We start from the raw sequence: 24901 nt of genomic DNA on the forward strand, positions 1-24901 counted from the left end.
TGGACATCATGCCCCCAGAGAATGCCTCACAGGCCCCTGTCGTCGTGCGTGCGGACGGCCGCACACCACAACAACTTCGTCCCATCAGCATCACCCGTGGGTGGTCCAGCCAAGCCGAGGGTAGCGCCCTCATCGAATTCGGCAACACGCGAGTCCTTTGCACCGCGTCGTTTACCGCAGGCGTTCCACGCTGGCTCAAGGGCGAAGGCCGCGGTTGGGTCACGGCCGAATACGCCATGCTCCCGCGCGCTACGAATACTAGAAGCGACCGTGAGTCCGTCAAGGGCAAGATCGGCGGACGCACTCATGAGATTTCTCGACTGATCGGACGCTCGCTGCGTTCCATCATCGACACCAAGGCACTGGGCGAAAACACCATCGTGCTGGACTGCGATGTCCTGCAAGCTGACGGTGGAACCCGCACCGCCGCCATCACCGGCGCCTACGTGGCCTTGGTTGACGCTATTCGTTGGGCTAAGGCCAACAAGCTTATTGATCGCCGTGCCAGTGTCTTGACGGATTCCGTCGCTGCAGTGAGCGTGGGCATCATCGATGGCACGCCAATGCTCGATCTTCCGTACATCGAGGACGTTCGCGCCGAGACCGACATGAACGTGGTTGTCACTGGCTCCGGAACCTTCGTAGAGGTTCAGGGCACCGCCGAGGGCGCGCCATTTGATCGCGACGAGCTCAACCGCTTGCTCGATCTCGCCGTATCCGGAACCGCAGAGCTGGCCCAAATCCAGCGCGAAACCTTAGGCGACGATGACTGATAGCCCGCTGGAAACGGAAAGCCAAGCGCCTCAGTTGAGCTTCGGCGTCGTCCTCGCAACGCATAACCGCGGCAAACTACGGGAGTTCCGCCAACTCCTCTCTGCCGCAATGCCTGAATTCGACGCAGAGCACCACGTCTTTGACGCTGCCTCTGTGAACGCACCTGACGTCAAAGAGACCGGCGTGACGTTCGCGGAGAACGCCATCTTGAAAGCAGAAGCCGTCGCGAAGGCAACGGGCCTGCCGGCCGTCTCCGATGATTCGGGATTGTCCGTTGACGTTCTCAACGGGGCACCCGGAATTTTCAGCGCCCGCTGGTCAGGAGCGCACGGAGACGACGAAGCGAACCTGCAGCTATTGCTGAATCAGCTGGCGGATATCGATACCGAACACAGGGCAGCAAAGTTCGTCTGTGCGGCAGCGCTCGCAGTCCCCGGCCAGGAAACCGTGGTGACCTTCGGGGAACTGAAGGGCACGTTGTTGACTGCGCCTCGTGGCGATGGAGGATTCGGATACGACCCGGTCCTCTTGCCTGAAGGATACGAGCGCAGTGTCGCGGAGTTGTCTGCGGACGAGAAAAACGCCATTAGTCATCGCGGGCAAGCGTTTGCTGCGCTCGTCCCACATGTACAGCGCGCACTTGAAGGACAGCATTACACATCATGAATTTCTTTTCACTGTTTACAGCAGGCATCCTCGTAGCTCAGGCAGGTTCCACCGATGGTTCCTCGGGCGGCTGGCTCACCCAGCTTTCTGACTGGGCCGTGAGCCTCATGGACATCATTGGTCCAGCTGGCGCGGCACTAGCCATCGCGCTCGAGAACCTCTTCCCACCGTTACCTTCTGAAGTGATCTTGCCGCTGGCAGGTTTCGCTGCAGCACGTGGCTCTTTCACGCTGGCCGAGGCTCTGATCTGGACGACTGCCGGTTCCGTGGTGGGTGCGGTTGCGCTTTACTGGGTGGGCAAGCTGTTGGGTCGCGAGCGGACGCGCAAGATTTTCTCCAAGTTGCCGCTCGTGGATATGAACGACGTGGACCGTGTGGAAGCCTGGTTCGACAAGAACGGTCCCAAGACGGTCTTCTTCGGCCGTATGGTACCGATTTTCCGTTCGCTGATCTCCATTCCCGCCGGCATCACGGGTATGCCGTTCTGGCAGTTCGTTCTGCTGACTACCGCGGGCTCTGCGATCTGGAACAGCATCTTTGTCTTGGCAGGTTTCTACCTGGGCGATAACTGGCACATCGTTGAGCAGTACGCCAACACGTTCCAGCGCATCGTGATCGTCGTAGTCATCCTGGCAATCGTGGGCTGGGTGATCTACAAGATCTTGAAGCGTCGCCGTGAGAAGGTGACCTCTACCGATGAGCGTTGATTTCACCGCGATCGACTTTGAGACCGCTAATGGTTTTCGCGGTTCAGCTTGCTCAGTTGGCGTGGTGAAAGTTCGCAACTCGCGTGTTGTGGAAACGGCGAACTGGCTCATGCGCCCGCCGGAAGGTTTCGATCACTTCGATCCCCGCAACGTGCAGATTCACGGTATTACGCCGGACATGGTCAAGGACGCGCCGCGCTTCGGTGAGCTGTACACGCCGCTCATGAACTTTGTGGGTGACGATATTTTGGTTGCGCACAACGCCGCCTTCGATGTTGGCGTGATCCGTTCCGCGGCTGAAATGTCAGAGCTCAATGTGGACCCGCGAACCTTCGCGTGCACCGTGATCCTTTCCCGCAAGACGTATGACTTGCCGTCTTACTCTTTGCCGTTCGTCGCCGAAGCTGCTGGCGCTCCTCTCGAGAACCACCATGAGGCACTCGCGGACGCTACGGCATGCGCCAACATCATGATGGATATCGCGTACCGTCAAAACGCGGCCGACATTCCGGCAGTGCATCAGTCCCTGCGGGTCTCGTTGGGTCACGCTGAGGGCTACCACGTGGGCGATCCGCTATCCCGTGCGAGCGCCGATGGCCTGCGCTGGAAGTCCGAGCAGCGCGATATTCCGCAGCCTCCGGATTGGCAGATTTGGCCTCACGAAGGCAGCAATCCGCAGCCGAATCTCGACGCTGACCCCACACATCCGCTCTATGGCGAAAACGTGGTGTTCACCGGCAATCTCGCGATGAGCCGCCAGGACGCGAAGAACCGCGCGGCCGTCGTGGGTGCCACCACCGCAAGCCGCGTCACCCGTCAGACCACCGTCTTGGTGGTGGGCGATGGCTTCGTCGCGAGCGATCTACGCACGGGCCGCATCACGAACAAGGCCCGCCGTGCCCTCGAGCTGCGCGAGCGCGGCCAGCACATTGAAGTGGTCTCGGAAGGCGAATTCCTGCAGATGGTGGGCGGCCCGTGGCCGCTGAGCGTCTGACCGCTTAAGAGGTCGCTTTAGCCCAGCGCTGCGCCAGTCCGTTGCCCAATTCCAGCAACGCTTCTGTTGCGGAATTTTCAGGGCGTTCGACGCCGCCGCTCGGCTCCCGCACTTCACTCACAGCAGTCTTGACTTGCGTTTCGAAGGGACCGAGTTCTGGCGCTTCGGTGGTGTCCTCAGCAGCTGAATGAGCATCTGGCCACAACTGCGCGTTGGCCCAACGTCCCACGCTCTGCGCATAGAAGTAGCTGGCTTCGGCGCCGTGGGTGAGGGCGGCAGCATCGCGAGTCAAGCGATTCGTGAGAGTGCCGTCCGCATCCGGAAGGAGCCCCAAAATGAAGGATCGGAGCGCAAGCCGAGCGGCGTCGTCGTTCTGGTATTCGTGATCCGGCAAGCGTTTCTTCGCGAAGGGGCGTGACGGAGTGCCCATTTCGGGGCCCCTCAACGTCTGAATGTCAGCGTGCTCATTCACGATGGTGCGCTGCTCTGGCGTCAGGCCGCGAGCGATCGCGCGGAAGTGATCATCCGTCCACCGGCTAGGTGGCTCGGGAGCGCCTTCTGGCACGGAACCGTCCAGCGCGCGGGTCCACCGCAACGTGCTCAACCACATGCACGCGGGCTCGTCAGCGGCCACGCCCTCGTTGGCCCATTCGATCGCTTCTAAGAGGCCATCGAGCACAGCGAAAGCGATCACCGTCTCGGGAAGAGTCTCGTGAGTGGCCTTGGCCGCCAAAGCTGGCAGAACGGAATGGGCTGGGTGTGGAGTAGCGCTAGAAGTCACCCCGATAGCCTATCGAGTTTCCACGGATGACAGGTTTAATGATCTAGGTGTCAGGGGTACTGCGTAGGGTGGAGGTATGAGATTTCTTCACACCTCTGATTGGCATTTGGGCCGGTCCTTTCACGGCGTTGACGTGATTGATCACCAGCGGGACGTTGTCCAGCAAGTCAGCAAGATCATTGCTGAGCATCATGTTGATGCGCTCCTCATTAGCGGCGATGTGTATGACCGTGCCTTGCCAGCGGTGGCTGTGGTGGAAATGTTCAATGAAGCGCTCGGCCTGCTCATGGACGCAGGAATTCCCATCATCATTTCTAGTGGTAACCATGACTCGGCGGTGCGGCTCGGGTTTGGAGCGCGCGCGTTTGAGCATGCGAATGTTCACATCCGGGCGAACGTGGCAGACCTCGACCGTCCCGTGGTGATTCCCGGCGAAGATTTTGATGCCGTGGTCTATGCCTTGCCGTATCTGGAACCGCGGCTTGTGGCGGATGCGCTGGGTGTGGAGACCTCGGGGCATGAACCCATTATTCAAGCGGCGCTTTCTCGAGTGCGTTCCAACCTCGAGTCGCGCCGTTCAGGTACTGACAGGCCGCAGATTCCGCTCGTCATGTCTCACGTATTTGCCGCCGGGGGAGCGCCGAGCGAAAGCGAGCGAGAACTCAGCGTGGGCGGCTTGGACAAGGTTCCGCACGCGGTATTTAGCGACTTCGCCTATACCGCGCTAGGTCATTTGCACGGCCGTCAGACGCTCGCGCCAAATGTTCGGTACTCGGGATCGCCGTTGGCCTATTCCTTCTCGGAAGCGAACCACCGCAAGGGCGCCTGGCTGGTTGACGTTGACGCCACCGGACTCGTGGAAGTTACTGAGGTGGACTTCGCGCAGCCGCGTGCGCTCAAGACGGTGAAGGGCACCATTGACGATCTTCTCCATGACGCGCAATTCGCGTCTGCGGAGGACGCATGGGTGCAGGTGACGGTAACGGATGTCGATCAGCCGCAGCGTGGCATGGATCGGCTCCGGGAACGCTTTCCAGGGATCCTTGTCTACCGCTGGGAACCCAGCGAGAAGCGCGAGCAGCGGCGATACGCCGAGCGCGTGAAGCCGCAGGCCTCTCCGGAAGAAGTCTGCGGTGAGTTCTTCGAACATGTGAGGGCTCGCTCGCTGGACGAGAGCGAAACACAAATCATGCAGCGGGTGCTCTCGCAAGCACTGACGGAGGGAACGAATCTATGAGAATTCATCGTCTAGAACTCAGCGCGTTTGGTCCCTTCGCCGGCAAGGAAGTCATCGATTTCGATGCCTTGGCAGATGCCGGCCTCTTCTTGCTCAATGGTGAGACTGGCGCCGGTAAGACCAGCATCTTGGATGCCGTCTGCTTTGCGCTCTATGGTTCGTTTCCGGGCGCCCGCGAGACGATGTCCAAAGAGCGCGTGCGCAGTGACCATGCCTCGGATGTCCCCGCCGCGTACCAACCCACCTATGTGACGTGCGAATTCTCGGTGGGAAACAAGCGTTTGCGGGTGCAGCGCACGCCTGCCGTCAAACGTCCTAAACTTCGCGGCGGTGGATTCACCACGGACCAAGCCAAGACCCTGCTTGAAGAGCACCGCGAGGGATCCTGGGTCTCGCTGACCAACCGTAACGATGAAGCTGGTCAACAGATCACCTCGTTGCTGGGACTGCAACGGGACCAATTCACAAAGCTCGTGATGTTGCCGCAAGGGGAGTTCGCCGCGTTCTTGCGCTCCAATGCGAATGAGAAAGACGCGATCCTGCGTCAGCTCTTTGACACACGCACCTTTGCGCGCGCGGAAGATCTGTTGTGGCAACAGTATGTACAAGCTCGCGATGCCATCAGCGAGGACGAAATCCGTTTGAGTGCGGATGAGACTCGACTGCTAGAGGCAGCCCGTAACGCCCTCGATGCTTGGAAGAAAACGCGACTTTCCGTGGGAATTACGGACGAGCTTCCTGTTCCTGATGAAACTGAGGCAGCGAGCCTGGACTTCTATGCAGGCCAACTGGAAACCGTCGAAGTCACCGCGAAAGAGTGGGCCAAGACGCTAAACAGCGCCTATCAGGAGGCTCAGAAAATCCACGAGCAGCGCAAGGAGCAGTTCGCTGATGCTTCGGCTCATGAGGCGTGGCAGCGGCGTCGTCAAAACGTCGCGGAGCGCGAAGGAAACGTTGCGGCACTGCGGGTAATTCTTGACTGGGACGCGAAGGCGCGTTCCCTCATTCCTGCGCAACAACAGCGGGATGCGGCATGTACGGCACAAAGTGTTGCAGAAGCAAAATTCGAGGCAGCGCGGGCTCAGCGCGCGAAGTCTCCGGTTGCTAGCGCCATGTATGAACGCTACAAAGGCCAACTGGACGAGATCGTGGAGGACTTGGCCCAGCAAATCGCTGTCCTCACCGAGCGGGCCAAGCAAGAAGAAGTTCTTCTGGAGAAGATTTCCAAGAAGCGGCAGGCCAGTGCATCTCTGGAGGCTTTGGGACAGAAGATTGCTGAACTGACCAAGGTCCGCGAGACGGTTTCGGCCACGTTGCCTGAGCTTCAGGAGCAAGAACTCTCCGCACAAAGCGGTGTGCTGAGCGTAGAAGCAGCACAGATCAAGCTCACGCAGGCTCACGACGTCTTGAAAGCAGCCACCCAGCTGGACGCCGTGCGTACCGAAGTTCAGCGGCTTGCCACTCAGTGGCAGAGCAAAAGCGAAGCGACTCGCTCGGCCCAAGAGTTCGAACGCCAGCTCACGGCGACGGCTCAACAACAAGTAGCGGCACGGTTGGCCTTGAGTCTTGAAGACGAGCAGCCTTGCCCGGTCTGCGGATCTGCGGATCACCCAGCACCAGCCGTGCTAGTGGACGGACGCATCGTTACGGATGAAGAACGGGAAGACGCTGCCGCACGCTCTGAAGAATGCCGTCAAGCCGAATCCTCTGCCGAAAAGGCACTGAGAAGCGCCCAAGATCGTGAAACACAACTGGCGGCGCATGCACGTGAGCAATCGCTTGAAGACGCGACGGCTGCGGTCTCAGAAGCCGAGCTCGCGGTGAAAACCGCCAAAGGCACCGTCGCTGCTCTAGAAGTGGCCAAGAAGAAACTTCAGGATGCACAGCAATTGCTCGCCAGTACTGACATGCAGCTGGAAACAACGCGCGTTCGTGAAGAGTCTGTAGCCAAAGAAGTTGAGACTCTCACCATCGAAGTGGCCGAGATAACGGAAGAGGTCGCTAAGGATCGCGGTGACTACGCGAGCATCAGCGAACGCGTTGCCGAAGAGAAGGCCGCTCGAGCACTCTTGGTTGCGGAAATGTCAAGCAAAAGCGAAGCCGACCGAGCCCTCATGGACATGGCGGAAGCCGGGAGGCTGTGGGGTGAACGTCTGCACGACGCAGGTTTCGTTGATCTGGGATACGGAAGCGAAAAGAAATTCCTTGAAGCGCTTCTTGACGAATCCGTGCGTGCAGCACACACGGGCGAGGTGACCTCATTTACGGATGAAGTCTCTCGAATTGCGGAGCTCGAAGGTTCTGCGCCAGTGGTTCGTCATAAGGCTCGTGTGGAGGCAGGGGAATCCTCAATCACCGCAGAAGAGCTCGAGGCCTCGTCGCAAACTGTCAACGCCTCCTTGAAACTCGAAAACATCGCCTCGAAGGCTCGAATTGTCTTGGTGAATCAGCGCGAGGGGTTCGTTTCTGGCGTGGCCCGCAATGCAAAAGTTCGTGAGGAGCTCGAACCTCGCCGTCTGGCAATGCGGGAGCTGGAAGGCCTTGCAAAGGTAGCTCGTGGTGAAGGCGATAACCGACTACGCATGCGCCTCTCATCCTTCGTTCTCGCGGCGAAGTTGGAGGCCGTCGCGGCGGCGGCAACCGTTCGGCTTCACGAGATGTCTGATGGTCGCTACCAACTGATTCACGTCGATGATCGTCAGGGACGAGGAAAGGGCGGCCTGGACTTGGCCGTGCTCGACTCCTGGACGGGACAACAGCGCGACACGAACTCGCTCTCCGGCGGCGAGACCTTCATGGTGTCGTTGTCGCTAGCTCTGGGTCTCGCGGAAGTGATTCAAGAAGAGTCCGGCGGAATCTCACTCGAGACGCTGTTTGTGGATGAAGGCTTTGGAACTCTTGACCAGAGCAGCCTTGAGCAGGTCATGAGCGCCATTGATGATCTTCGTGAAGGTGGCCGCGTGGTGGGCCTGGTCTCGCACGTTGAAGAGATGAAGCAGCGTATCCCAGCTCAAATTCAGGTGCGCAAGACTCCTCGAGGATCTACTACCAAGGTGGTACTGGACGGAGTGGCCTAAGGAATCGGGGTAATTTGCCAGAGAGCCTATAATGGGAGTTGCTTGAGGGTTGGGCGCGCCGGGAGGCTGGGACGGCGTGCACGTTCAAAGGAAAACCCAAAATGTCTGCGTCACACGTAGATTCATCTGGCCCTGCGCCTGAAAACTTCTCCCATGGCAACAGCGCCGGCCCCAATGATCGCGCTAAGAAGCCATCTGGGTCCGCATTCTCCGCACTCGGCAAACTTGCCGGACCTATCTTCTTCCCGCTTGCTCTCGTAGCGCGGCTGCCGCTCGGAATGCTCACCATCGGTTCGATTACCTTCGTGGTCTCCACGACGGGTTCCTACACGGCTGGTGGCATTGCAGCGGCGCTCGTGGGTATTGGCTCCGCAGTTGGTTCTCCGCTCTCCGGCGCCATTACTGATGCGCGCGGTCAGCGTGGAGTCCTCTTAGCTCTCGCGGTTCTGCATGTCGTTTCATTGGCGCTCTTGCTGGTATTCGGCTTCCAAGAAGGCGCTGCATTCACGGCCTCCGGGACTACCGTAGCCACTCCATGGATGACGTGGCTCGCTTCGCTTCTTGCTGGTGCTACCTGTGCCCAAGTGGGTCCCATGTCCCGGTCGCGCTGGGTAGGACTCACGAACGGCCGCGTTACTCAAGGCCGAGAACTCAATGTAGCCCTGGGCTATGAATCCACGGCTGATGAGATCACGTTCGCGCTAGGCCCGGCTATTGTGGGCCTCGTTGCCGCACTCGTCACGCCGTGGATGCCACTGGTCATCTCGGGTGCCATCACAGCGATCTTGGTTCCAGCATTTGCCTTGCACCGCACGGCTCTTGCCGCGCCGCGCCGCCAAAAGGGTCAAATGGCAGCAGCCTGGACCACTCGCCAAGCACTTGGCATAAGCCTCGCGACCATCACCATGATGGGCCTGGGAACCATCTTCGGCTCCACGGCGTCTGGCACGCTCGCCTTCGCAGATCACATGGGTATCCCTAGTGGTGGCGGTTTGATCTACGCCGCACTTGGCAGCATTTCCGCAGTAACGGCCCTCTCGGTGGTCGCATGGCCTGCGTCCTTCAAGCTCACCTCGCGATGGCTGGCGGCTGCGATCGTGCTGGTGCCAGCGACGTTGTTTTTGCAGTTCGCACACTCGGTACCGCTGGTGCTGATTGCTCTCGCCTGCATCGGACTGCCGATCGGCCCGATTCTCGTCACGATGTTTGCCTTCGGAAACACCATGACACCTCATGGTCGCTTGGGCTTCGTCATGGGACTACTCGCGTCAGGAATCACGATCGGTACTTCGATCGGCAACTCGTTGGCCGGGTTCTTCGCGGATACCTCAGGCTATGAAGCGTCCTACCAGATTGCCCTCGTGGCGGCCATCGTGATCCTTGCGGCAGCCGCGGCCGGCGTCGTAATTTCTGGAAAATATCGCCGCAAGGAACACGCCTAAAGAATCGTAAAACGCATTCTTCAGAAGCGGGCTACCATGGTGCAGGATGAATTTTCCTCGGTATGGTGAGGACCTCGCACCGCTCCGCCACACCTCTCATTCAAAATTGAGAAAGTAGTCAATGAAGCGCACTGTCTCCGCTCATCTGCTCGCCACGGCACAACCGGGTACCAAGCTGGTGTATGCCATCGCGCCGGTTAAGGATCCGGGCTATGACTCTTTTGAAGAAGAGTTGATTGCCACGGTTGATGGTGTGCCCATTGAGGTGAAAGAGGTTCCGGATTTCCATGGCGGACGTTTCCACGTGGTGGAGACGGAAGAAGGCGGCGTGATCCAGCTGGATTACTCGGCCACCGTGGTCGGCCAAGCCGAGGTGCCGGTCGTAGATGAGGCGGATCTGATTCGCTACATTCGCCCGTCGCGGTACTGCGAATCTGACACCTTGTTGCAGACTGCCTACGCAAACTTCGGAAAGATGACTGGCAAGGAACTCTTCAACGCCGCCCGCACGTGGGTGAATGAGGAGCTTGCCTACGTGTCTGGTTCATCCAGGGGCACGGATAGCGCCGTCAATACGTTGTTGGCTCGTCGCGGCGTGTGCCGGGATTTCTCGCATTTGCTCGTCTCGATGCTGCGCGCCAAGAATGTGCCTGCTCGTATGGTGGCCGTGTATGCGCCGCAGCTCACGCCGATGGACTTCCACGCAGTGGTGGAGGCCTACATTGATGGCGAATGGCGGGTAGCTGACGCCACCGGTCTGGCGCCGCGTCAGGGCCTCTTGCGCATTGCCACTGGTGAGGATGCCACAGATACGGCGTTCCTCAGCACGGTGCGCGGATCCATTGTCTTCGACAAGATCCGCGTCACCGCCGAGGCTGACGAAGAATTGACCGATCCGCCTCTCGACGAATTGGTCATCCTCCGCTAATTCGCGGAAGTACCTTACTCGGTGCACGCTTGAGCGTGGCTGAAATCAGCGTCCGCGATGATGGAGTTCAGCTGCTTGATTTGCTGCAGCTGCTCCACCGTGAGTAGCGGCTGCAAGAGCCGGTGAATGTGCCGCACGTGTTCGCGCCCCACGGAGGCTTGCTTGGCACGTCCCTCATCGGTCAGCGTGACCAAAACGGCTCGAGAATCGCTCGGATCCTTTTCGCGCGTGACATAGCCGCGCTTTTCAAGGCGTTCGGCTGTGCGTGACAGGCTCGGCTGGCTGATGAGCAAATGCACATTCAGATCAGACAGTCGTGAGGAACCGCCTGGACAGCGCGTCAGATTGAACAGAATGTCGTATTCGGATGGCGACAAGTCTGAAAACGCGCGGCCTTTCTGCAGTTCGCGCATGACCTTCACTTGCGCGCGGAAAATCGCTTCCCAGGCGTCGGCGCTTGCTCGTACGCTTTTTTGCTGGTCGGGACTCACGGTTGGCTACTCCTTGACTTCAGATTTTTCGGAGGACGACGACGCAGCTTCAGCCTGCTTCGCGGCTACCCGGTTGGCGTGGGTTGGGGGAGCAGGGTGGTCAGCTGGGGTGCGCGATTCCAGTTCCTTGCGGAGTTCCGGAAGCACTTTCTCGCCGAAGAGATCAAGCTGCTCAAGAACGGTCTTCAGCGGAAGGCCGGCATGGTCCACCAAGAACAACTGACGGTGGTAGTTGCCGAAGTACTCTTGGAACGTCAACGTCTTCTCAAGGACTTCTTGCGGGCTACCCACGGTCAGTGGGGTCTGTGACGTGAAGTCTTCAAGCGACGGGCCGTGTCCATAGACGGGCGCGTTGTCGAAGTACGGACGGAACTCCTTCACAGCGTCCTGCGAGTTCTCCCGCATGAAGAACTGGCCTCCGAGACCCACGAATGCCTGATCGCCGCGACCATGGCCGTAGTGCTCAAAGCGTTCGCGGTAGAGGTTGATGAGCTGCTGGTAGTGCTCCTTCGGCCAGAAGATGTTGTTCGCGAAGAAGCCGTCGCCGTAGTACGCGGCAATTTCAGCAACCTGTGGCGTGCGGATAGAACCGTGCCAGACGAACGGTGACACGTCATCAAGTGGCCGTGGGGTGGACGTGAAGGACTGCAGCGGCGTGCGGTATTTGCCCTGCCAGGAGACTACGTCTTCGTCCCACAAGCGGCGCAACAAGTGGTAGTTCTCCACGGTCAGCTCAACGCTGTCTTGAGGATTCTTGCCGAACCACGGGTACACCGGTGCGGTGTTGCCGCGACCCAGGACCAAATCCACTCGGCCATCGGACAAATGCTGGAGCATGGCGAAGTCTTCAGCGATCTTCACCGGGTCATTCGTAGTGATCAGCGTGGTCGCCGTGGAAAGAATGACGCGCTCGGTCTGTGCAGCGATGTACGCAAGAGTGGTGGTGGGCGAAGACGAGAAGAATGGGCGGTTGTGGTGCTCGCCAATGGCGAAGACATCCATGCCGATCTCTTCGACCTTCTTGGCAATGGCCACCATGGCTTTGATGCGCTCGTGCTCCGTTGGGTAGGCACCAGTGTTGGGGTCTTGAGTAATATCTGAGACGCTAAATACGCCGAACTGCATGTTTTTCTCCTAAGTTCCATTCCAGTTTATATGCAACTGAATATAAAACGAAGGATCGGCGCCGAATATTCCGGTGGCTTACATCACCCCTGAGTCTCAGGCTTCGGAAGCGAATCTCTTTTCACGGCGTTCACGGACGCGTTCCACAAGCTGGTAGAGCACAGGAACCAGAATCAGCGTCAGCAGTGTGGAGCTGATGAGTCCGCCAACCACCACGACTGCAAGCGGCTGCGAAATGAAGCCGCCGCCGCCGGTGAGACCCATGGCCATGGGGATGAGGGCAAAGATGGTCGCGGCAGCCGTCATGACAATGGGACGTAAGCGCTGGCGAGCGCCCTGCTCAATCGCCTCGTCGAGTGCCATAGCCGGTTGCCCGTCTCGCGGTCTGCGATATTGGTTGATCAGGTCAATCAGCACGATTGCATTAGTGACCACAATGCCGATAAGCATAAGCATGCCGATCAGCGAGGGGAGACCTAGCGGTACGCCGGTGAGGAGCAGCAAGCCGATGGCGCCAGTTGCCGCGAAGGGCACGGAGACCATCAGGATCAGGGGCTGAATCAATGACTTGAAGGTCGCCACCATGATGACGTACACAATGGCAACAGCTGCAATGAGTGCCAGGCCCAGGTCTCGGAAGGAATTGGCCTGCTGAACGGCCGCGCCACCGATCTCCGCGCTCGTGCCTGCTGGCAAGTTCATGGTTTCTAGGCGCTTATTGATTTCCGCGGAGACGGACCCCAAAGCATTTTCTTCGGGAGTGACCGAGACGGTGGCTATACGTTCACCGTTCGAGCTTGTGATCGTCGAGAGCGTGGTGGTCTCCTTGACGTTCGCGATATCGCTGAGACGAATGGTGCCGGAGGCCGTAGAGATCTCGATGTTCTGCAGCGTTTCTACAGAGCGGACCTTGACGTCGCCGACGATGACCACCGGATAGTCGTTGTAGCCAAAACGAACGGTTCCCGCAGGAACGGCTCCTAGCGTGGACGCGGCCAGGCCGCCGACCTGTTCCTCGGTCAATCCGTGCTTGGCGGCCTCGGCGCGGTCGACCTCTACCGTGACGACCGGAGTCTTGGTGCTCAAATTGGACTCGAGCGACTTCACTTGGTCGATCCCGTTGAGCCCATCCATGACAGTCTTGTTGGCTTCTGCCAGCAATTCAGGAGTTGGCGCGGAGACGTTAATGCTGACGCTGGAACCAAACCCTTGGCTCTGGTTGGAGCTGAAGTTGATGTCTCCAGCCGCGTTGGCTTTGCCAATGGCTTCGCGAGCAGCATCCTGGACGGCTTCCTGATCAGCGGACTCGTCCGTAGTCACGGTGAAGCTGGCTTGATCAGCAGTGGATCCGCCACTGAAGGCAAACAAGCCGCCGCCGGAGCCGATGGTCAGCTGGACGTCTTGAACACCCTCGACGCTGCGCAGGGCATCTTCGACTGGTGCGGCAAGTTTGGTGGTCTCTTCGAGTGAGCTACCTGCAGCTACTTTTTGCGTGAGGCGGAAAGAGTTCTCACCCGAGCTGCCCAAAAGGTTGGTGGGAACCAGCGGAATCATGGCCGCGGTGCCCACCAAAATGAGTACAGCCGTGGAGATCGTGATGACTGGATGCTTTTGCGAGGACTTCAGAACCGGGAGGTAACCGCGCTGCAGCCAGGACTTGCGCTCCTTGGCGTGGGCTTGAGCCACAGGGTCCGCATCGTCGCCAGGAAGGGAACCGCGGTGCTTCCCGTAGATAGCCTGTGAGGTACTGGCTGCCGCGGTGCGTCGGCCCAAGAACCAGTAAGCCAGCACCGGAACAATCGTGAGGGAAACGAACAACGAACCCAAGAGCGCGATAGTCATGGTGATCGCGAAGGGGCGGAACAATTCGCCCGCGATGCCCGTGACGAACGCAACCGGCAAGAACACAGCTACGGTAGTCAACGTCGCGGCGGTCACCGCGGTGGCAACCTCTCGCACGGCACGAAGAATGGCTGTGCCCTTGGCTTCACCGTATTCAAGGTGTCGCTTGATGTTTTCGATGACAACAATCGAGTCATCCACTACGCGGCCGATCGAAATCGTGAGGGCGCCGAGCGTCAACAGGTTCAGTGAATAGCCGAACGCCTGAAGACCAATGAAGGTCACGAGCAAAGACAACGGGATCGAGATGGCCGTCACCAGTGTCGAGCGCAAGGACATCAAGAAGACCAAAATCACGATCACCGCAAAGCCCAAGCCCAGCAGGCCTTCAACGGTGAGGTCCTTGATGGATTTCTCGATGAACGGCGCCTGATCAAAGACCGTAGTGATCTTGGCGTCATTGCCGAGCTCCGTCTGCAGCTCATCGACGAGATTCTGAACGGCATGGGAGATGCGGACGGTGTCGCCCTCAGGCGTCTTGGTGACGGACAGGCTCAGCGTCTCAACACCGTTGGTGCGGGTGATGGAGCTGGCCGGTGCATCTTCGAGTACTACCTCGGCTACATCCCCGATGACCGTCGTCTCGAGCAGTGGATCGGAAGGATCAAAATTTACGGTCGCGGGATCTTGCCCAGCAATTGTTTTGGCAGCAAGCGGAATCTTTTGGATGTCCTTGACGGAATTGATGGTGGTGCCGGCTTGCACGGGCAACGTCCGTTTTTGCTGGTCTAGTGAGCCCACCGGAAACAGGCCCGCGTTCTTGCTCAGCGCTGTCGTAATATCCTGCGTGGTGAATCCGCGGTCCGTCAGCTCTGCTGTCTTCGGGGTGATGGAAATGCGCTGATCGGCGCCGCCGGTCACGCCGACGGAACGCACGCCATCGATCTTGCTCAGGCGAGGAACGGTCAAGCGCTCAAGATCTGCTTTGAGCTCGCTGAGGCTCTTGTCTGAAGAAACCGCCATGTAGACCACGGGGAAGTCGCTGACGGAGCCGGAGAATGACTGCGGGTTGGCATCGTCCGGCAGCTGGCTGCGGACGTTGCTGATGGCGCGGTCTACTTGGCTACGCGCGCGGTCCAAGTTGGTGCCGTAGACGAAGGACAAGGACACGGTAGAGACGCCCTGGCGGCTCGTCGAAGACGAACTCTCAAGTCCCTCAACCGCCTGCAACGCAGACTCGAGTGGCTCGCTGACCTGCTTGTCCACTACTTCAGGCGAGGCGCCAGACATTTGCGTGATGACCGCAACCTGCGGGAACTCCAAGCTGGGGATGATCTCCTGCTTGAGTCCACCCATGGCGAGGACGCCAAAGACAGAAATAAAAACGGAGACCAGCGCGATGAGCGCCTTATTGCCGAGTGAAAATTGGGCAAGACGGTGCATGCGCTGGTCTCCTTGAAATCAACAATCGTGATAATTGAGGATGATCCTCAATTAGGCGAGTTCAAGAACCTTGTTGGTGTGGTTCGTGATCTCTTCCAGAAGCTGAACGTTGTCATTGAGCTTCTGGCCGTGGCTTGGAACGATCTCTTCGATCTTCTTTTCCCAGCCACCGAATTGCGTTGGGAAGCAACGCTTCAACAGACCAATCATGATCGGTGCTGCAGTGGAAGCTCCCGGGGAAGCGCCCAACAGGCCAGCGATAGATCCGTCGGCGCTGGTCACAACTTCGGTACCGAACTGAAGGATGCCGCCCTTGGCAGGATCCTTCTTGATGACCTGAACGCGCTGGCCAGCGGTGATGAGCTCCCACTGATCTCCGATGGCTTCTGGGTAGTAATCCTTGAGCGAATCGTCCTTCTTGCCGCGAGTCTTCAAGACTTCACTGACGAGGTAGGAGACCAAGCTCAAGTTGTCCTTGGCCACGTTGAGCATCGGGAACAAGTTGTGCGTGCGGATCGACAGCGGCAAGTCCATGATGGAGCCGGTCTTGAGGAAGTTCGTAGAGAATCCGGCGTATGGGCCGAACATGAGCGAACGCTTGCCATCCACAAAACGGGTGTCAAGGTGAGGAACGGACATTGGTGGAGCACCCACGGAAGCCTGGCCGTAGACCTTGGCATGGTGGCGTGCAATCACATTCTCGTCCGTGCAACGCAAGAACTGACCGGAGACTGGGAAACCGCCGAAGCCCTTTGCCTCGGAAATGCCCGAGTTCTGCAGCAAGTGGAGTGCTCCTCCGCCGGCACCGACGAAGACGAACTTGGCGTTGACCGTGAAGTCCTGCTTGGTGGCGCGGTTCTTGACGCCAACGGTCCAGCCCGTGCCGGAGCGCTCGAGCCTCGTGACGCGGTGGCCGAAGTGAAGATCAGCACCAGTGGTGCCCAAGTATGCGGTGAGCTGACGGGTCAGCGAACCGAAGTCCACGTCCGTGCCGCCTTCAACGCGAGATGCAGCAACGCGTCCGGCGCCGCGACCCTCGGCGACGAGTGGGGTCCACTCGCCAATCTTTGCGAGGTCTTCGCTGTACTCCATGGTGGAGAACAGTGGCTGCGCGCTCAAAGACTCGTAGCGCGTGCGCAAGTAGTTCGCGTGATCATCGCCCAGCACAAAGCTCATGTGCGGCAGTGCGTTGATGAAAGTCTTAGGGCTTCCCACGAGTCCTTGCTGGACCATGTGGGCGTAGAACTGACGAGAAATGTGGAACTGCTCGTTGATGCTCAGGGCCTTGGCAGGATCAACCTTGCCGTCTGCACCCATTGGCGAGTAGTTCAATTCGCAGAGGGCCGCGTGTCCCGTACCAGCGTTGTTCCAGGGGTCAGAGGACTCGAGACCCGCCTGGTCCAAGTTCTCGAACAGACCGATGCTCCAAGTGGGCTCGAGCTGCTTGATGAACGTTCCCAAGGTGGCGCTCATGATGCCAGCGCCGACCAATACGATGTCGTAATTTTTTGCAGGTGCTTGTGAGGACAAAATTCGTCTCCCTTTTATCTCTATTGGGCTAAGGCTATCGCGCCGCGTTGTCTCTCATATAATCCCGGGCGTTTGTGAGCAGACGGTGAGCGCGCATGAAACGGTCAGTGGGTCACGGGCTCGTAGGAGTCACCTCAACGCGTGTGAACGGTTCATCGAGGATGGGACTAACGGGGTATCGCACAACATCGTTGTTGAGCGCCAAAGCGGAAATGGGGTACAGCAGGGGATAAGCGGGCAGGTCAACGGCGAGAGTCTCGACGATGCGCGAATAGGTTGCAACGCGATCAGGGCCGTTTGCTAGCGAGCGGGCGTCTCGAATGAGAGTCTGAACCGAAGGCGAGGTATAGCCGAATTCGGGGGAGGACTGCCCAAAAAGAGAGGAGAGGAAATAATCCGGATCCCGGAACTCACCGGTCAATCCCAGGAGATGAAAACCGGGATTCTTTCCCGAGGTGACGCTCAGGACGTAGTCGCTTTGCCAGTCCAGCGGAACCGGCTTGATATTGAAGCCTGCCGCGGTGAGCTGCTTGCTGATGGCCGCATAAATGCGCTCAGGCTGAGGCAAGTAAGCGCGCGCGGTGTTGGTCGGGTAGGTAAACGGGATGGCTTCGCCGCGATAGGAGCTCGTGCTCAAGAGCTCCGTGGCGCGATTGAGATCAAAGTTGTACTGCGTGGTGGGGTCGGGAATCGCCAAGCTCTGCGGCAAGAAGCTACGGGCTTCGTTGGTGCCACGAAGGAAGAACTGGCTGGCGAGGCTATTGACATCAATTGCGTAGGCCGCGGCCCGTCGAACCTGCTGATCCTGAAGAACCGGATTGAGCTGATTCATGCCCATGTACAGCACCGCGAAAGGATCGCGCTGCAACATTTGCCGTCCTTCTTGAACGATTGTCTTGAGCTCTTCAACCGTCACCAGGTCGTAGCCGTGCACTTCGCCACGCTGCAGCGCATTAAAACGTGCGTGGGCCTGCCGGAATACTTTCACGGTGGCTTGGCCTACGGTCGGCTTGGTTCCCCAGTACGACGGCGCCGCGTTCAGGACAATTTCTTGTTCCGTTGCGGAGCCAATGCGGTACGGGCCAGATCCGTTAGGGAACTTGCTGTCCCAGGTTCCCGGCTCAATGATTCCGAATCCGGGATGCGTCAGAGCTTCGATCAGCAAAGTGAGTGGGCGACGTAGCGTCAGCTCAAATTCATGTTCGGACACAGCACGCGCGCCGGAGTAGAAGGAAGCGTTAGTTCCTTCGGGAGATGCTGTGGAAGAAGGAATTGCCGTCGAAGCGGTACTTGAGGATGCAGATGCACTCGGGGTTGCCGACTGATCGAATCTAGGGACTTGGTCTACAGGCAGCGTGGCGTGGTGATGGAACACCACCTCGAACGCTGTGCGGTTCGCAACGTTGGCAGCGGCCGGTGCTGCGGCCCAACGCTCGAAATTCTTCACCACAGCATCCGCGTTGAAGGCAGCTCCGGAATGGAACTTCACGTCGCGGCGCAAGGTAAAGCGGTAGGTCAGCCCATCTTGGCTGACAGTCCAGGACTCGGCGAGCTCAGCTTTGGGTGCTCCCGTGTCCGGATCTACGCCCACCAAGTTGTTAAAGACTTGGCGGGAAATGCGGAATGACTCAACATCGAGAGCCTGAGAGGGGTCAAAGGAACGGGGGTAAGACGGGACCGCAAACTGAAAGCGGGTGGTGCTTGGCGCCGTCGTACTGGAAGAAGAATTCACCGGTGACTGGGACGGCGTGCATGCCGTCAACGCTAGGGCCGGAAGTCCTAGGGCCGTCCAAGACAACACCGCCCGGCGGGGTACGCCTTGTGGCCGGGGATCGTCGCTGGACACCGCCAAAACCGACCTTTCCTTCCGAAAAGAGCAGCCCCCGGCAACCAATTGTTGACTGGGGGACTGCCATGAGTGCGGGCGGAGGGACTTGAACCCACACGTCCGAAGACACTGGAACCTAAATCCAGCGCGTCTGCCAATTTCGCCACGCCCGCAATTCTTGAACTCTTTCGATGCTACGACAATCAGTGATTGAAGCGCTCATCGTGATTCAAGCTCGTAATAGTCTAACCGAGACTTTTGAGGTCACGGAGCAACTTCTCAACGTGTCCTTTTGCACGTACGTTGTACTGAGCTAGTTCGAAGGTTCCGTCTTCGCCGATCACGAACGTTGAACGGATGAGACCTTGGTACGTGCGGCCGTAGTTCTTCTTTTCACCCCACGCGCCGAACTTTTCAGAGACTTCATGCTCTGGATCCGCGAGCAGTGTGAAATTGAGCGAATGCTTGTCCGCGAACTTGGAGAGCACTTCAACCGAGTCTGGAGACACTCCGTAGACCGGCAAGTCCTGAGAGCTGAAGTCCATCGCGTGGTCGCGGAAATCACATGCTTGCTGATTGCAGGCCGGCGTGTTCGCGGCGGGGTAGAAGTACATGACGTAGCGCGTGCCCAGAAGGCTCTTCTTTGAGACCTTGTTGCCTTGCTGGTCAACGAGCTCGAAATCGGGGGCTTCTTCGCCCACCATGAATCGAATGTTTGTTGGCTCTGGTGTTGCTGTCGTCATGATTTCCCCTTTGATGTTTGACCATGTTGGATAAATGACCGCGTAAACAAAAATTCCCCGATCAGTTGCCTGATCAGGGAATTCTCTGTTGTGTGCGCCCCCCGGGACTCGAACCCGGAACCTAATGATTAAGAGTCATTTGCTCTGCCAGTTGAGCTAGAGGCGCATTTTCTCCGTTGCATTTTTCTCTTTCAAGCGTTCCTGCAACGACAGAAAACTCTACCGGAAGATTGCCGAAAATCAAAAATCAAGGAGGGGGTGATACTGCTCACGCCGTTTATTGGTCTGATCTGGGGGTTTATGAAAGTGCGCTCATGAAGTTATCGACGAACATTCCAAAGTCCGCAGCGTCCGAAGTTTGCTCGAGCGGGATGAGGACTTCGTGAGGAGTGGAGTTGCTGGAATCTAGCCAGCGGACCAAGGGGACCGCTGGCACCGTGAAACGGAAAACTTTGCCCGTGGTGGTGGAGAGCTGCACTTGATTCATGCCGTCCACACCAATTTCGTTGATATTAGTGAGGCTCACAGTGCGGGCCACGCCGAGCGGTTCGCCGCTGAGCGGGTCAATGGGCGCAACAATGCATTCGAGCGGTTGGCTCCGGTACCCAATCAAAAAACAGCCCCCTGAACCGGCAAGTCCGGTGGCGTAAACCACGTTGTAGCTGCCGTAGTTGGGGATCTGAGAATCGAAGGATTCCCGGAGTCGACGTTTGAGTTCAGCGTCTGAAAATGACTCGTTGTGGGGATCCGTCATGCGCTCAATTCTAGGGGGAAGCGAATGCTTCATGAATTGGTCACACGTTCAGAGTGGTCAATCGGCAGACGTAGGATCGTTGCATGACGCAGGAACCTACAGTAGATATCAAGCCCCGAAGCCGGACCGTTACGGACGGTCTTCACGCGGCTCCAGCCCGCGGAATGTTCCGCGCAATCGGCATGGGAGACGACGACTTCGCCAAGCCTCAGATTGGCATCGCGAGCTCTTGGAACGAGATTACGCCGTGTAACTTGTCGCTGAATCGACTCGCCCAGGGCGCCAAGGAAGGCGTCCACTCTGGCGGCGGCTACCCCATGCAGTTCGGCACCATTTCCGTCTCTGACGGCATTTCGATGGGCCACGAAGGCATGCACTTCTCGCTCGTTTCACGCGAGGTCATTGCTGACTCCGTGGAAACCGTCATGGAGGCCGAGCGCCTCGACGGCTCCGTCCTTCTCGCTGGTTGTGACAAGTCCCTTCCCGGCATGCTCATGGCAGCTGCCCGTTCAAACCTTTCCTCCGTGTTCCTCTACGCGGGCACCATCATGCCGGGCTTCGCGAAGCTCGAAGATGGCACTGAAAAAGAAGTCACCCTCATCGACGCTTTCGAAGCTGTTGGCGCTTGCGCTGCCGGCAAGATGAGCAAGAAGGACCTTGACGCCATTGAGCGCGCCATCTGCCCAGGCGAAGGTGCATGTGGCGGTATGTACACCGCAAACACCATGGCGTGCATCGGCGAGGCCCTCGGCATGTCCTTGCCAGGCTCGGCAGCCCCACCATCAGCTGACCGGCGTCGCGACATGTTCGCCCGCCAGTCCGGCGAGGCCGTAGTTGAGTTGCTCCGCAAGGGCATCCGCGCTCGCGACATCATGACCAAGAAGGCTTTCGAGAACGCCATCGCCGTCACCATGGCTTTCGGTGGTTCCACCAACGCTGTCCTCCACTTGCTCGCGATCGCTCGTGAAGCTGAAGTTGATCTCACCCTCGAGGACTTCAACCGCATTGGCGACAAGGTTCCTCACTTGGGCGACCTCAAGCCATTCGGCCGCTACGTCATGTATGACGTGGACAAGATCGGTGGCGTTCCAGTAATCATGAAGGCTCTGCTCGACGCAGGCCTCATCCACGGCGACGCTTTGACAGTGACCGGCAAGACCGTTGCTGAGAACCTGGCCGGCATCAACCCACCAGATCCTGACGGCAAGGTGCTCCGCGCCATGGATAACCCGATCCACAAGACCGGTGGCATCACAGTTCTTCACGGCTCGTTGGTTCCAGAAGGTGCTGTCGTGAAGTCCGCAGGCTTCGACGCTGACGTCTTCGAAGGCACTGCTCGCGTGTTCGAGCGCGAGCAGGGCGCACTGAACGCTCTGGACAATGGCGAGATCAAGGCTGGCGACGTCGTCGTTATCCGTTACGAAGGCCCTAAGGGTGGACCGGGCATGCGCGAAATGCTCGCGATCACCGGCGCCATCAAGGGTGCTGGTCTCGGCAAGGATGTGCTTTTGCTCACGGATGGTCGCTTCTCCGGCGGCACTACGGGCTTGTGCATTGGCCACGTAGCTCCAGAAGCTGTTGACGGCGGACCTATCGCGTTCGTCAAGGACGGCGACAAGATCCGCGTTGACATAGCTGCTCGCACCTTGGACCTCTTGGTTGACGAAGCCGAGCTCCAAGCCCGCAAGGTGGGTTGGGAGCCGCTTCCTCCTCGTTACACCAAGGGTGTGCTTGCGAAGTACGCCAAGCTCGTTAACTCGGCAAGCAAGGGTGCTTACACGGGCTAAGGTCCGCGATCCGCAAGGAATGAGCGCAGGCTGAGCGGCGTCGTCGTCATTATTTTTTGATTACGACGACGCTGCTCGCCCAAAGCGTGCGTCCACAGAATGGACGCCGTGTCCAAATAATGAGATCGATGTAACGTCAATTGACGCGCTATCGATCGCGGGGGAAACTAAACACATGCAAAACCATGGAGTCGTCGTCCTAGTCATTAGCGAGCGCGTCGCTAAATGACCACTTCGTCGTAACCCGGTGACGCGCGAACCCCAACCGCCCAACGGCCGGAGGGGTTCTTTTTATGTGCAGGTCACAGAACAAGAAAAGGAAGAACACATGAGTCAGGTAAAACCTGTGAGTCCGCAGCAGGCAGCGAAGGCTGCCGGGTGGTCCAAGGAACCGACTCCGGTCTCTTCCGCCGTGGAAGCGTCGTCCCTTATCCAAGGGCCGAATAATATCGTTGCTCCCACGGAGATGACTGGCTCACAAGCCATCGTCCGCTCATTGGAAGAACTGGGCGTCACAGACGTCTTTGGGTTGCCAGGTGGGGCCATCCTCCCTACCTACGACCCGCTCATGGACTCCACCAAGATCAACCACATCTTGGTGCGTCACGAGCAAGGAGCCGGCCACGCAGCGCAAGGCTATGCCATGGTCACCGGACAAGTTGGCGTGTGCATCGCCACGTCTGGCCCGGGCGCAACTAATCTCGTCACTCCGATCGCTGATGCCCATATGGACTCGGTGCCCCTCGTGGCTATCACGGGTCAGGTCAACAGCGCTTTCATCGGCACTGACGCCTTCCAAGAAGCGGACATTGTGGGCATTACGATGCCCATCACCAAGCATGCATTCTTGGTGACTAACCCCAATGACATTCCGCGCATCATGGCGGAAGCCTTCTACTTGGCTTCTTCCGGACGTCCCGGACCTGTCCTCGTGGACATCTCCAAGGACGCTCAGCAGTCCAAGATGACTTTTGAATGGCCACCGAAGATCGATCTTCCGGGTTACCGCACGGTGATGCGCGGTCACTCGAAGCAGGTCCGTGAAGCTGCCAAGCTCATCGCGCAAGCCGAACGTCCCGTGTTCTACGTGGGCGGCGGCGTCATCAAGGGCCACGCTTCGCAGGAACTCCTTGAGCTGGCCGAATACGTGGGCGCCCCTGTTGCCACCACGTTGATGGCTCGTGGCGCGTTCCCGGATTCCCACGAACAGCATGTGGGTATGCCAGGCATGCACGGCTCCGTATCGGCGGTGACTGCACTGCAGCAGTCTGACTTGCTGATCACGCTGGGTGCTCGCTTTGACGACCGCGTGACGGGTGTCTTGAGCACCTTCGCTCCGAACGCCAAGGTCATCCATGCTGACATTGATCCGGCAGAAATTTCCAAGAACCGCACGGCCGATGTGCCGATCGTGGGTTCCGTCAAGGAAATCATTCCGGAGCTCCGTGAGGCCGTTGAGGTTGCTTTCGAAGAGTCCGGACGCCCGGACTTGAGCGCTTGGTGGTCCATGCTGAACCGCATCCGTGAGACCTACCCGATCGGCTGGACCGAGACGGCAGACGGACTTACGGCTCCGCAGAAGGTCATTGAGCGCATTGGTGCTTTGACCGGACCGGAAGCTGTCTATGTTGCAGGCGTTGGCCAGCACCAGATGTGGGCTGCGCAGTTCGTCAAGTACGAGCGCCCTCACCAGTGGCTCAACTCCGGCGGCCTCGGAACCATGGGTTACTCCGTACCAGCAGCAATGGGCGCCAAGGTTGGCAACCCAGACCGCGTGGTGTGGGCGATCGATGGCGACGGTTGCTTCCAGATGACCAACCAGGAGCTTGCTACCTGCGTCATCAACAACATCCCCATCAAGGTTGCTGTCATCAACAACTCCTCCTTGGGCATGGTGCGCCAGTGGCAGACGTTGTTCTACGACGGCCGCTACTCCAACACCGATTTGAACACGGGCCACGGCACCATCCGCGTGCCTGACTTCGTGAAGTTGGCTGACGCCTACGGCATGGTTGGTTTGCGGTGTGAGCGTGATGAAGACATCGACGCCACCATCCAGAAGGCTCTCGAAATCAATGACCGCCCAGTCCTCATTGACTTCGTGGTCAGCGCGGACGCCATGGTGTGGCCAATGGTTCCGGCCGGCGTGTCCAATGATGAAATCCAGATTGCCCGCGGCATGACTCCAACGTGGGAAGAAGAGGACTAAATATGTCTCGTCATACTTTGTCCGTCCTCGTGGAGGACGTGCCCGGTACGTTGACGCGTGTTTCCGGCTTGTTTGCTCGCCGCGCGTTCAACATTCACTCTCTTGCGGTGGGACCCACCGAAATTAGTGGCGTTTCCCGCATCACTGTTGTGGTGGACGCTGAAGGCGATTTGTTGGAGCAGGTAACCAAACAGCTCAACAAGCTCGTCAACGTTATTAAGGTCGTGGAACTTTTGCCGGATGCGTCCGTGCAGCGTGACCACATTCTCGTAAAGGTACGTGCGGATTCCGCTTCACGCTTGCAAGTAACGCAAGCGGCGGATTTGTTCCGCGCCCAGGTGGTGGACGTTTCTAACGATTCGCTCGTCATCGAAGCCACCGGTGGAGCCGAGAAGCTCAATGCTTTGCTCTCCGTGCTGGAGCCTTTTGGAATTCGCGAGATTGTGCAGTCTGGCACGGTTGCGGTGGCACGCGGCTCGAAGTCGATGTCTGATCGCGCGCTTCGTCAGGCTTCCGCGTAACTCCCGCGCGAATCTTCGACAC

Annotated in this window: 19 protein-coding genes and 2 tRNA genes; 11 read left to right on the forward strand and 10 right to left on the reverse strand. The window is 58.6% G+C overall.

Annotated elements, in window-relative coordinates; translation table 11 throughout:
• The first annotated feature begins 8 nt into the window (after nt 1-8).
• From rph to BKA12_RS02705, 4 genes are read left to right on the forward strand one after another with little or no spacing between them, the layout of a single operon-like run.
• Complete coding sequence (gene rph, locus BKA12_RS02690) at nt 9-773, forward strand: ribonuclease PH (RefSeq protein ID WP_221228038.1); 765 nt, start codon at nt 9-11, stop codon at nt 771-773.
• Nucleotides 766-1440, forward strand: coding sequence for an RdgB/HAM1 family non-canonical purine NTP pyrophosphatase (gene rdgB / locus BKA12_RS02695; protein WP_183640467.1), 675 nt, complete (start codon nt 766-768; stop codon nt 1438-1440). The genes rph and rdgB overlap by 8 nt, the downstream gene beginning before the upstream one ends.
• Complete coding sequence (locus BKA12_RS02700; protein WP_183640468.1) at nt 1437-2147, forward strand: DedA family protein; 711 nt, start codon at nt 1437-1439, stop codon at nt 2145-2147. The genes rdgB and BKA12_RS02700 overlap by 4 nt, the downstream gene beginning before the upstream one ends.
• Nucleotides 2137-3141, forward strand: coding sequence for an exonuclease domain-containing protein (locus BKA12_RS02705; protein ID WP_183640469.1), 1005 nt, complete (start codon nt 2137-2139; stop codon nt 3139-3141). Before BKA12_RS02700 ends, BKA12_RS02705 begins: the two co-directional genes overlap by 11 nt.
• Before the next feature lie 4 nt (nt 3142-3145).
• Here the strand turns inward: BKA12_RS02705 and BKA12_RS02710 are convergent, their stop codons facing one another.
• Entirely contained in the window at nt 3146-3922 is a 777-nt protein-coding gene (locus tag BKA12_RS02710; RefSeq protein WP_183640470.1) for a hypothetical protein, read from the reverse strand.
• Nucleotides 3923-3998: 76 nt separating this feature from the next.
• Here BKA12_RS02710 and BKA12_RS02715 point away from each other — a divergent pair, with 76 nt between their 5' ends.
• From BKA12_RS02715 to BKA12_RS02730, 4 genes are all read left to right on the forward strand, one after another.
• Nucleotides 3999-5159, forward strand: a complete 1161-nt coding sequence (locus tag BKA12_RS02715; RefSeq protein ID WP_183640471.1) for an exonuclease SbcCD subunit D — start codon at nt 3999-4001, stop codon at nt 5157-5159.
• Nucleotides 5156-8236, forward strand: coding sequence for an AAA family ATPase (locus tag BKA12_RS02720; RefSeq protein ID WP_183640472.1), 3081 nt, complete (start codon nt 5156-5158; stop codon nt 8234-8236). The genes BKA12_RS02715 and BKA12_RS02720 overlap by 4 nt, the downstream gene beginning before the upstream one ends.
• 101 nt (nt 8237-8337) lie before the next feature.
• Nucleotides 8338-9678 carry an MFS transporter gene (locus BKA12_RS02725; RefSeq protein ID WP_183640474.1) on the forward strand — a complete coding sequence of 447 codons (1341 nt, stop codon included), beginning with the start codon at nt 8338-8340 and terminating at the stop codon, nt 9676-9678.
• Between the two features lie 121 nt (nt 9679-9799).
• Nucleotides 9800-10606, forward strand: a complete 807-nt coding sequence (locus BKA12_RS02730; protein ID WP_183640475.1) for a transglutaminase-like domain-containing protein — start codon at nt 9800-9802, stop codon at nt 10604-10606.
• 14 nt (nt 10607-10620) lie between these two features.
• Here the strand turns inward: BKA12_RS02730 and BKA12_RS02735 are convergent, their stop codons facing one another.
• From BKA12_RS02735 to BKA12_RS02775, 9 genes are all read right to left on the reverse strand, one after another.
• Nucleotides 10621-11097 carry a MarR family winged helix-turn-helix transcriptional regulator gene (locus BKA12_RS02735; RefSeq protein ID WP_338087408.1) on the reverse strand — a complete coding sequence of 159 codons (477 nt, stop codon included), beginning with the start codon at nt 11095-11097 and terminating at the stop codon, nt 10621-10623.
• A gap of 6 nt (nt 11098-11103) precedes the next feature.
• Entirely contained in the window at nt 11104-12222 is a 1119-nt protein-coding gene (locus BKA12_RS02740) for an LLM class flavin-dependent oxidoreductase (protein ID WP_183640477.1), read from the reverse strand.
• A 96-nt stretch (nt 12223-12318) separates the two neighbouring features.
• The gene (locus BKA12_RS02745; protein WP_183640479.1) at nt 12319-15507 is read right to left on the reverse strand and encodes an efflux RND transporter permease subunit; all 3189 of its coding nucleotides are present in this window, start codon (nt 15505-15507) and stop codon (nt 12319-12321) included.
• A gap of 51 nt (nt 15508-15558) precedes the next feature.
• Entirely contained in the window at nt 15559-17037 is a 1479-nt protein-coding gene (locus BKA12_RS02750; protein WP_221228039.1) for a malate:quinone oxidoreductase, read from the reverse strand.
• 112 nt (nt 17038-17149) lie between these two features.
• Nucleotides 17150-18838, reverse strand: a complete 1689-nt coding sequence (locus BKA12_RS02755; protein ID WP_183640480.1) for an ABC transporter substrate-binding protein — start codon at nt 18836-18838, stop codon at nt 17150-17152.
• Between the two features lie 118 nt (nt 18839-18956).
• Nucleotides 18957-19038, reverse strand: a tRNA-Leu gene (locus BKA12_RS02760).
• 72 nt (nt 19039-19110) lie between these two features.
• A complete protein-coding gene (gene bcp, locus BKA12_RS02765) occupies nt 19111-19608 on the reverse strand; it encodes a thioredoxin-dependent thiol peroxidase (protein ID WP_183640482.1) in 498 nt (165 codons plus the stop codon).
• A gap of 93 nt (nt 19609-19701) precedes the next feature.
• Nucleotides 19702-19774 (reverse strand) — tRNA-Lys (locus BKA12_RS02770).
• Nucleotides 19775-19906: 132 nt separating this feature from the next.
• Nucleotides 19907-20362, reverse strand: coding sequence for a hypothetical protein (locus tag BKA12_RS02775; protein WP_183640483.1), 456 nt, complete (start codon nt 20360-20362; stop codon nt 19907-19909).
• Nucleotides 20363-20445: 83 nt separating this feature from the next.
• Here BKA12_RS02775 and ilvD point away from each other — a divergent pair, with 83 nt between their 5' ends.
• The 3 genes from ilvD (at nt 20446) to ilvN (ending at nt 24879) form a co-directional block, all read left to right on the forward strand.
• A complete protein-coding gene (ilvD, locus tag BKA12_RS02780; RefSeq protein WP_183640485.1) occupies nt 20446-22149 on the forward strand; it encodes a dihydroxy-acid dehydratase in 1704 nt (567 codons plus the stop codon).
• 328 nt (nt 22150-22477) lie between these two features.
• Nucleotides 22478-24358 carry an acetolactate synthase large subunit gene (locus BKA12_RS02785; RefSeq protein WP_183640487.1) on the forward strand — a complete coding sequence of 627 codons (1881 nt, stop codon included), beginning with the start codon at nt 22478-22480 and terminating at the stop codon, nt 24356-24358.
• 2 nt (nt 24359-24360) lie between these two features.
• Nucleotides 24361-24879, forward strand: a complete 519-nt coding sequence (gene ilvN / locus BKA12_RS02790; RefSeq protein ID WP_183640488.1) for an acetolactate synthase small subunit — start codon at nt 24361-24363, stop codon at nt 24877-24879.
• Nucleotides 24880-24901: the final 22 nt, after the last annotated feature.

The sequence above is a fragment of the Neomicrococcus lactis genome (assembly GCF_014200305.1).
Classification (GTDB): Bacteria; Actinomycetota; Actinomycetes; order Actinomycetales; family Micrococcaceae; genus Neomicrococcus; species Neomicrococcus lactis.